We start from the raw sequence: 9,129 nt of genomic DNA on the forward strand, positions 1-9,129 counted from the left end.
GGACGGCCTTTCGAGCAGGGAGTCGGCACGGGTCTAACCCCACATCCGGCGATGGGTTATGGATGAGGTTGTTCACACCGCAAGGACGAGTATCGCTGCCACACGGGAGCGGAGCGTGATGTCCTGGGTCCGTGCAGTCCGACCCTCCCCCTCCCGCCCGTCCACGGTCGATGCGCCGCGGCGGTGCGACCGCACTCGCGACGTGCCTCGTACTGGCCGCGCTGTCCGGCTGTGCCGGCGATCGAGCCGGATCCGCCGCACCGCCCGTCGCCGCGCACAGCGAGCACGGCGAGCACGGCGAGCAGAGATCGGCGTCCGATCCGTACCCGGGCGCCCTGCGCGACGACGGCACGGTCGAGCTGCAGCCCGGGGGCCCCGGTGACCCCGTCCGCACCGCTACCGCGGCTCCGGAGCCGTTCCCGAGCCTGAACCCGGGCGACATCGCATTCCTGCAGCAGATGGTGCCGCACCACCAGCAGGCGCTCGTGCTCACCGATCTGGCCGCCCTGCACGCACGCAGCCGCAGCGTGCGTGCCCTCGCCGAGCGGATCGCCGTCACCCAGGCGCCGGAGATCTCACTGATGGAGTCGTGGCTGGCCGACGCCGGAACCCCCCTCGGGCACGACGGCCACGACGCCGATCACTCCGCGATGGCCGGCATGCTGACCGAGGCCCAGCTCGACGCCCTCGCTGCCGCTCGCGGCGCCCGCTTCGACGAGCTCTTCCTGCGCGGCATGATCGCCCACCATCGCGGGGCACTCACGATGGCGCGCGAGGTGATCGGCGAGGGTCGCAATCAGCGCGTCAAGGAGCTGGCCACCGACATCATCGCCGGACAGAGCGCCGAGATCGCGCGGATGGACGCCGTGCTGCGCGCGATCGGCTGAGACTCGACGCACGCGACCGGGCGATGCGCCCGGGAGCCTGGTGTCTCCTCAGAACCGGTGCAGGCGGCGCGCGGCCTCGGCGATCGACCCGCTGTTGGACGGGTAGACGGTGAACGCCTGAGCGAGCTGGTCGGCGGTCAACGACTCCGCGACAGCGAGCGAGATCGGGTGGATCAGCTCGCTGGCTCGCGGTCCCACGACCACACCGCCGACGACGATCCCGGTGCCGGGACGGCAGAAGAGCTTGACGAACCCGTCACGGATCCCCTGCATCTTCGCGCGTGGGTTGCCGGCGAACGGCAGCGTCACCGACTCGACGTGGATCTCGCCGGCGTCGACGGCCTGCTGCGACCACCCGACCGTGGCGATCTCCGGTGCGGTGAACACGTTGGAGGAGACCTTGCGCAGATCGAGCGGGTGGACGGTGTCGCCGAGGAAGTGCCACATTGCGATCCGGCCCTGCATCGCCGCGACGCTCGCGAGCATCAGCACGCCGGTGCAGTCGCCGGCGGAGTAGACGCCCCGGGCGGAGGTGCGCGAGACGCGGTCGACGTTGACGAAGCCGCCGTCCTTGAGGATCACGCCGGCCTCCTCCAGGCCGATCTCGGTGGTGTTGGGCACCGAGCCGAGGGCAAGGATGCAGTGCGAGCCCTGCACCGTGCGGCCATCGGTCAGGGCCACGGTGACGACGTCGCCGTCGCGAGTCACCGACTCCATCCGCGAGCGTGAGAGGACGGTCATGCCGCGACGCTTGGAGACCTCCTCCAGCACCAGTGAGGCATCGGCGTCCTCGCCCGGAAGCACGCGGTCGCGCGAGGAGACCAGGGTGACGGGGATGCCGAGCGCAAGGTAGGCGCTGGCGAACTCGGCGCCGGTGACGCCCGAGCCGACCACGATCAGCTCGGTCGGTACCTCGGTGAGGTCGTAGACCTGCTCCCAGGTCAGGATCCGCTCCCCGTCGGGCTGCGCCGTGGGCAGCGTGCGGGGTGCGGCGCCCGTCGCGATCAGGATCGCGTCGGCGTCGAGGGTCCGGTCTCCGACCACGACGCGTGAGGGCCCGTCGAGGCGACCGCGCCCCTGCACGACATCGACGCCCTCCTTGGCGAGCCGACGGGCGATGTCGGCCGACTGGTCGGCGGCGAGCTGCTTGACGCGGGCGTTCACCCGGGCCAGGTCGACCCGCAGACCCGTCGCCGCGCCGCCGTCACTGTCGTGGAACTGGACGCCGAGCTCGGCGGCCGCGCCGACCTCGGTCATCACCTCGGCGGTGGCGATCAGGGTCTTGCTGGGCACACAGTCGGTGAGCACCGCGGACCCACCGAGGCCGTCGGAGTCGACGACGGTGACGTGGGCGCCGAGCTGGGCGGCCACGAGGGCCGCCTCGTATCCCCCAGGCCCGCCCCCGAGGATGACGACCTCGCCGGCCAGCGTGCCGGTCATCAGAAGTTGATCATGTGGCCGGCGATGCCGTGGACGGCCTCCTTGACGGCCTCCGACAGCGTCGGATGGGCGAAGACGTTGCGCGAGACCTCGTCGGCGGTCAGGTCCCACTGCTGGGCCAGCGTCAGCACGGGGAGCTGCTCGGTGACGTCCGGTCCGATCATGTGTGCCCCGAGGAACTCGTTGTGCTCGGCGTCGGCGACGATCTTGACGAACCCGACGGCGTCGCCGAGCCCCTGCGCCTTGCCGTTGGCCGAGAACGGGAAGGTCGCGGTCTTGACGTCGTAGCCCTGCTCCTCGGCCTGGGCCTCGGTGAGCCCGAAGGACCCGATCTGCGGCTGGCAGTAGGTCGCGCGCGGGATCATCACGAAGTCGATCTCCATCGTCTCCGCACCCGCGATCGTCTCAGCCGCCACGATGCCCATCGCCTCGGCGACGTGGGCGAGCATGAACTTGCCGGTGACGTCGCCGATCGCGTAGACGTGCTCGACGTTGGTGCGCCCACGTGCGTCGACGTCGATCGCACCGCGCTCGGTCAGGGAGACCCCGGCAGCGTCGAGGCCGTAGCCCTCGACCCGCGGCGCGAATCCGAACGCGGCGAGCATCTTGTCGGCCTCGAGCACCGTGCTCTCGCCCCCGCCTGCGGGCTCGACGGTGACACGGACGCCCGAGCCGGTGTCCTCGACGTTCTTGACGGCCGTGGAGAGCAGCACCTTCACGCCGAGCTTCTTGTAGTGCTTGGCGAGCTCCTTGGACACGTCGGCGTCCTCGGTGGGCACCATCCGGTCGGCGAACTCGACGATCGTCACGTCGACGCCGAAGTTCTTCATCACGTAGGCGAACTCGACGCCGATCGCGCCCGAGCCCCCGATGATGATCGAGTTCGGCAGGTTCTCCTCGAGGATCTGCTCCTCGTAGGTCACCACGTTCTCACTGATGCTGACGCCGGGCACGAGTCGCACGGTGGCGCCGGTGGCGATGATCAGGTCGTCGCAGGTGTAGGACGTCGTCGACCCGTCGGCACCCTTGACGTCGATGCCCTGCTTGCCGCCCGCCCCTCCGGTGAGCGTGCCCCAGCCGTCGATCTCGGTGATCTTGTTCTTCTTCATCAGGAAGTGGACGCCCTTGACGATGCCCGCACTGACCTGGCGGCTGCGCGCGTGCGTCGGCCCGAACGACATGGTGGCGTCGCCCTCGATGCCGAACTTCTTCTTCTCGTGCGTCAGCACGTGGGCGAGCTCGGCGTTCTTGAGCAGAGCCTTGGAGGGGATGCAGCCGACGTTGAGACACACCCCGCCCCAGTACTTCTCCTCCACCACCGCCACGGACTTGCCGAGCTGGCTGGCACGGATGGCGGCGACATAGCCACCAGGGCCCGCGCCGAGGACGATCACGTCGAAGTGGCTCACGCTCTCCAGCGTAGTGCTGCCTGCGCGTACTACCGAGTACGGGCATCCCGCTCGACCCGCGGGGCACTACCCTGCTGCGCGTGACCCTGTACGCCGCCTACGGGAGCAACCTGGATCCGGGCCGGATGGGCGACCGCTGCCCGCACTCCCCGCTGCAGACGACGGGGTGGTTGACCGGCTGGCGGTTGACGTTCGGCGGCGAGGAGCACGGCTGGGACGGCGCCCTCGCCACCATCGTCCAGGACCCCTTCGAGCAGGTCTTCGTCGCGATCTACGACGTCAACCGCGAGGACGAGCACGTGCTCGACCAGTGGGAGCAGGCCGACACCGGCCTCTACCGCAAGACCAAGGTGCGGGTCTCGACCATGGCCGGCGAGCAGGTCACCTGGACCTACGTGCTGGACGCCTACGAGGGCGGTCTGCCGTCGGCGGTCACCCTCGGCGTCCTGGCCGGCGCCGCCGAGGCCGCCGGCGCCCCCGCCGACTACGTCGACGCCCTCCGTCGTCGCCCTTGCCGCTCGACCGGGCTGTAGACCTCGCTCGTCGCGGGTCGACGGCCTGCGGGTTTGCCCGTCCAGTGCGGGTTTCCCCGGTCAGCCGGGGAAACCCGCGGGGGTGCGTGTGCGGGTTCCCCGGCCAGCAGGCAAAACCTGCCCTGGACGGGGAAAGGAATGCCCGCCCAGTGACAGTCATGCCCGTCAGACTCCGGCGCCTACCCCCACTGCCGGTGACCACGCCGCCGACGTCCCCCGGCCAGGAACCTCACGAGGCGATCTGGAGAGCGGCCCGCAACTCGGCCACGAAGCGCGCCGGGCGTTCGAGGTCGGCCCACGTAATCCGGAGACATCTCCACCCCGTGAGCTGGCGCACACGATCCTCGCGCCGCTTCTCCTGAAAAACGACGTCGCTCGAGGAGCCGGCATGGCCCGCGCCGTACTTGATCCGGCCGTCGAACTCCAGCCAGATCCCTCGCTCCGGCCAGGCGAAGTCGAGTCTTGCCACCACAGTGCCGTCGCTCTCGTAGACGACGTACTGGCGGACCGGCGACGGGATGCCGGCTCGATAGCAAGCGAAGACCGTGCGACTCTCACCCACGGACTCGACTGCTCCGTCAGCCAGGCGAAGGACGACGTGCGAGCTCAGCGAGCCGGGCCACGAGGAGCGCTCGGCGGCGAGACGGCGGATGACGTCGAGATCGGCCTCGCCAGTACCGAGGAGATGATTCACCGCGACGAGGGCCGCCTCGGCCTGGAGACAGCACATCACCTCTACCGCCAGCCTGGTGGCCGCGGTCACCGGCACTCCCGACCGCAGCACGATCTCGGACGGCGTGATTGCGCCGCGATGCTGCCGAACGCCCGCCTCCTTGCGCCCGGATCGACCATCAGTGCGAGTCAGATCGACGTAGTCCAACGGCACGCCCCACGTGGGCGCGCCGTACTCCAACAGAGCGCTCGCGTGCGACAGCACGACGTCGGTGCGCGCTTGGCGCAGCACCGCACGGGCCCGAACGCGGTGGCGCTCGTGCGGCGACATCGCATCCCAGGTGGCGATGTCCTCGACGTAGGCACCGTGACGCACGCGACGCAGGGAGCCGCCGCGCAGGAGCCTGGCGATACTGCGGTCGTCGTGGCCGAGTCGCTTCAGATCACGCGCCAAGACGACGTCGGGAAGCTGGCTCACGCGGGGCGTCGAGTTCAGGGGCATGACCTCAGTTCTCGCGCGAACCCGACGGCGCTTCGTCGGCGCCGGGTGTTGGCTGTGGACGAACGCCCTACAGCGGCCCATGTCGGCAGTTGGCGGACTGTCTGCTCACCACCTGGGTCGGGCGGAGTCACCACGCGGGCCGCCGTGTCTCTCACGACGAACTAGTCTCACCCACGTGAGCGAGACCACCGACCCGTACCAGTTGGCCGACGACGCCGCAGCCCGCCTCGCGGAGTTGACGGGCGTGGAACGACACGACGTCGCACTAGTTCTCGGTTCCGGATGGCTACCGGCCGTAGATGCCCTCGGCCGTGCGACCGCCGAGATCGACACCACCGACCTGCCCGGCTTCTCGGCCGCGGCGGTCGCAGGTCACTCCGGCAAGATCCGCAGCATCCGCGCCGGCGAGAAGAACCTGCTCGTCTTCTTGAGCCGAACCCACTACTACGAGGGCCGCGGTGTGGACGCCGTCGTGCACGGCGTCCGGACGGCGTCCGCCGCCGGCTGTCGCGCCGTCGTCCTGACCAACGGCTGCGGTGGGCTGAAGGACACCTGGTCGCCGGGCACTCCCGTGCTCATCAGCGATCACATCAACCTGACCGGTCGTTCACCGATCCGCGGCGCACGGTTCATCGACCTGACCGACCTCTACTCGCCGCGACTGCGCGCGATGTGCCGGGAGGTCGACCCGACCCTCGACGAGGGCGTCTACGTGCAGTTCCCCGGCCCCCACTACGAGACACCGGCCGAGATCGGGATGGTCCGCGCGATCGGCGGCCACCTGGTGGGCATGAGCACCACGCTCGAGGCGATCGCGGCGCGAGAGGCGGGACTGGAGGTGCTCGGCATCAGCCTCGTGACCAACCTGGCAGCCGGTATCAGCGGCGAGCCGCTCGACCACCAGGAGGTCCTGGACGCCGGGCGCGCCGCGGCGTCGCGGATGGGCGACCTGCTCGGCCGGATCGTGCCGCTGATCTGACGGCGCCGGGCGCCACTGCCACAGCCCCGCCAGCACCCGGCGGACCACGTGGGATCCGGATCCGGACATTCGAAACCAGCACGGGACGGGCGAAGGTTCGCCCGTCCCGTACTGGTTTTGCCTGCCGGCCGGTGAAACCGGCAGAGCGGCGGTGCGGGTTTCACCGGTCGGCCGGTGAAACCCGCACGCACCGCATCACAGGATCTTGACGCTCCCCGAGACGGAGGTCTTGGCGTAGACCTTCGAGCCGGCGTACCGGATCACGTAGGTCCACGTGCCCGAGCGCAGTGTCGGGATGGAGATGACGACCTTGCCGTTCTTCACGGTGCCCGAGCGACTGAACGAGCCGCCGCCGCCCTTGCGCTTGGCCTTGATCGTCACCTTGCCGGTCGGCTTGCCCGCGTTCTTGGCGGTGGTGAGCGACACCTCGACCTGCCTGACACTGAGGAAGCGCGAGCTCAGCGACGTGACGGCCTTGCTGACCAGGTAGGTCATCGTCTCTCGGTGCGCGGCGAAGTCACCGCCACCCGCGTAGTCGAACGTCGCGCGGTAGCGACCGGCCGCCAGCTTCGCCGGCACGGTGAACGTCGCACGACCGCCGGAGATCGCGGCCGACTGCGCGGCGCCCAGGCCGGTCATCGTGACGCGACCCGACGTCGGGCCGCTGACTCGCAGGACGATCGAGCCGGCGACACCGTAGGCCTTGCTCATCGAACCCGTGGCCGTGAAGTCGACGTCACCGTCACCGGGCTCGCTGCCCGTGTCGTCCAGGGTGGCGAAGGGCACCGTGACCTGCGTCTGGGTGTCCTGGGTGGTGTTGGAGTGCGTCGGCGCCTGCCAGGTGTAGATCGCGTAGTCGACCGTCCGGTCGAGCGCGCGACCCTTGTCGCCGTCGAGCACCAGATCGGTGACGAACGAGCCGTCGGTGATCGAGGCGGCCGGGACCCTGGTGACGGCCGCGAACAGCGAGGTGTTCTCCTGCTTGGAGACATCCGGCAGACCGCCGGACTTGAACAGCCCCACGAAGACGCCGTCGTCGGAGGCGTTCACCTTCGGAGTGAAGCCGACTCCGGCGACCTTCCAGGTGACGCCGTCCTTGCTCTTGGAGGTGATCCGAGCACCCACGACGGGCTTGGCGGTGGGCTGGTCGTCGACGCCGCGCAGCGCGACCGCCTTGAACGGCGCCGGGGCCTTGGCAGCGCTGTCGCCCTCCGCCGTGGAGTAGAACTGCGGACGGGCGTCGGCGACGAGCTGGCCGATGAACTCCGGGGCGAAGGAACGGCCCTTGACCGGCTGGCCCGACGGGATGCCGAGCTGCGTGGACTGCACGGTGCTCGGGGGGAGGACGTTGTCCCACGCCGGGGTCTTGCTGAGGGTGCCGAGCGTCTTGGTGTCGACCCACGGGTCGTTCCCGGGAGTGAACGTGGTGACCGTGACGCGCTTGGCGGCACCGAGCGGAGCGCTCTTGGCGGACGACGAGACGTCGGCCGTGATCGAGCCCTTGCCGTCGGCGGTGACGATCACCGTCGGGTTGGCGATCTTGACGGTGTAGACCGTCTCGGTCGGGAAGCCTGGCAACGGGATCGGCAGCGGGTTGGTCGAGCGCGTGCGCGCCGCCGTCACCGCCCCCTTGTAGGTCACCGTCGCGACGCCGGTGCGCGGGTTGTAGGTGCCACCGGTGCGCGGGAAGCTGATGACGCCGTCGTTGGCCTCGGTGGCCCCGTCGGCGAGCGTGTGGTTCGCGGTGGTGGTGTCGAACGCCGTGGAGACCTTCCACGCCAGCGTGTCCGCCGGGTCGGGGGTCGTCGGTGCGTTGGGGTCGGTCGGCGTCGTCGGCGTCGTCGAGGACGGAAGCTGCGCAGTGAACGGCGACGGCTTCTTGGCCTCGTCCGAGCTCGAGCCGCTCGCGTAGAAGTGCGCGCGGACGCCCGGGGTGATCTGGCCGAGGAAGTCGGGGTGCCAGGACTTGCCGTCGATCGGCTGGCCCTCGGGGATGCCGAGCGCCCGGGCGCGGGCATCGGTGGACGGGAGCACCCCCGCCCAGTCGGGCGTGGCGGTCTCAGCGAGCAGTGACGTGCCCGACACGGTGGTGACGGGGGTCGCGGTGAAGGTCGTGGCGACGACGCGCTTGGGCTGCGTCGTGGCGGCCTGGTTGCCCATGCCTCCGGCGTTCGAGGCCGACACCAGGGCCGTGATCTGCCCCTTGCCCGTCGCGTCGACGGACACGATCGGGTCCTCGAGGGTCACCGTGTACTGCGTGGCCCCGAGGATCACGAAGGAGCCGGACACCTTGCCCTGGTAGGCCATCGTCGCGGTCTTGGTCGCCGCGTCGTAGGTACCGGCCCCGTTGGGGAAGGTGATCACGCCGTTGGAGGCCTCGGTGGCGCCGTCGGCGAGGACGTGGGTGGAGAGGTGGTCGTCGAACCGGTCGGAGATCTTCCAGGTCAACGACGGCGCCGGGTCGGCGGCCTGCGCGGCCGGCGCGAGTGCGACGACCGTCGCGGCGGCGGCCAGCGGCAGTGCCGGGGCCAGCAGCGAGGTGGCGACGGCGGCGCCCGCCGTACGGCGGAGAGTGCGAAGCATGAGTGAGGAACCTCGATGGTGGGGGGGGTCGCCCTGTCGACCCCCGTGCTGGCCCAACGAACGACCGGAGCGAAGGTGACGTGCGATCCCGAAAGGGAGTCACGAAGGTAAGGCAGTCCTTATC

Annotated in this window: 7 protein-coding genes; 3 read left to right on the top strand and 4 right to left on the bottom strand. The window is 70.1% G+C overall.

Features of this window, described 5'->3' with window-relative positions:
* Positions 1–131 precede the first annotated feature (131 nt).
* Positions 132–887 carry a DUF305 domain-containing protein gene (locus KSO97_RS13065; protein ID WP_232679561.1) on the top strand — a complete coding sequence of 252 codons (756 nt, stop codon included), beginning with the start codon at positions 132–134 and terminating at the stop codon, positions 885–887.
* A 48-nt stretch (positions 888–935) separates the two neighbouring features.
* Here the strand turns inward: KSO97_RS13065 and KSO97_RS13070 are convergent, their stop codons facing one another.
* Both KSO97_RS13070 and lpdA read right to left on the bottom strand, forming a co-directional pair.
* Complete coding sequence (locus tag KSO97_RS13070) at positions 936–2,327, bottom strand: NAD(P)H-quinone dehydrogenase (RefSeq protein WP_232679563.1); 1,392 nt, start codon at positions 2,325–2,327, stop codon at positions 936–938.
* Positions 2,327–3,736 carry a dihydrolipoyl dehydrogenase gene (lpdA, locus tag KSO97_RS13075; RefSeq protein ID WP_232679565.1) on the bottom strand — a complete coding sequence of 470 codons (1,410 nt, stop codon included), beginning with the start codon at positions 3,734–3,736 and terminating at the stop codon, positions 2,327–2,329. Before lpdA ends, KSO97_RS13070 begins: the two co-directional genes overlap by 1 nt.
* Positions 3,737–3,816: 80 nt before the next feature.
* Between lpdA and KSO97_RS13080 the strand changes: the two genes are divergently transcribed.
* Positions 3,817–4,269, top strand: coding sequence for a gamma-glutamylcyclotransferase family protein (locus tag KSO97_RS13080; RefSeq protein WP_232679567.1), 453 nt, complete (start codon positions 3,817–3,819; stop codon positions 4,267–4,269).
* Between the two features lie 229 nt (positions 4,270–4,498).
* On the opposite strand, the gene KSO97_RS13085 is transcribed toward KSO97_RS13080, so the two are convergent.
* Entirely contained in the window at positions 4,499–5,443 is a 945-nt protein-coding gene (locus tag KSO97_RS13085) for a type IV toxin-antitoxin system AbiEi family antitoxin domain-containing protein (RefSeq protein ID WP_232679569.1), read from the bottom strand.
* Positions 5,444–5,618: 175 nt separating this feature from the next.
* On the opposite strand from KSO97_RS13085, the gene KSO97_RS13090 reads away from it, so the two are divergent.
* Positions 5,619–6,422, top strand: coding sequence for a purine-nucleoside phosphorylase (locus tag KSO97_RS13090; protein WP_232679571.1), 804 nt, complete (start codon positions 5,619–5,621; stop codon positions 6,420–6,422).
* A gap of 195 nt (positions 6,423–6,617) precedes the next feature.
* Here KSO97_RS13090 and KSO97_RS13095 read toward each other — a convergent pair whose 3' ends face one another.
* Entirely contained in the window at positions 6,618–9,005 is a 2,388-nt protein-coding gene (locus KSO97_RS13095; protein WP_232679572.1) for an HtaA domain-containing protein, read from the bottom strand.
* Positions 9,006–9,129: the final 124 nt, after the last annotated feature.

The sequence above is a fragment of the Nocardioides sp. R-C-SC26 genome, assembly GCF_021246465.1.
GTDB lineage: Bacteria > Actinomycetota > Actinomycetes > Propionibacteriales > Nocardioidaceae > Nocardioides.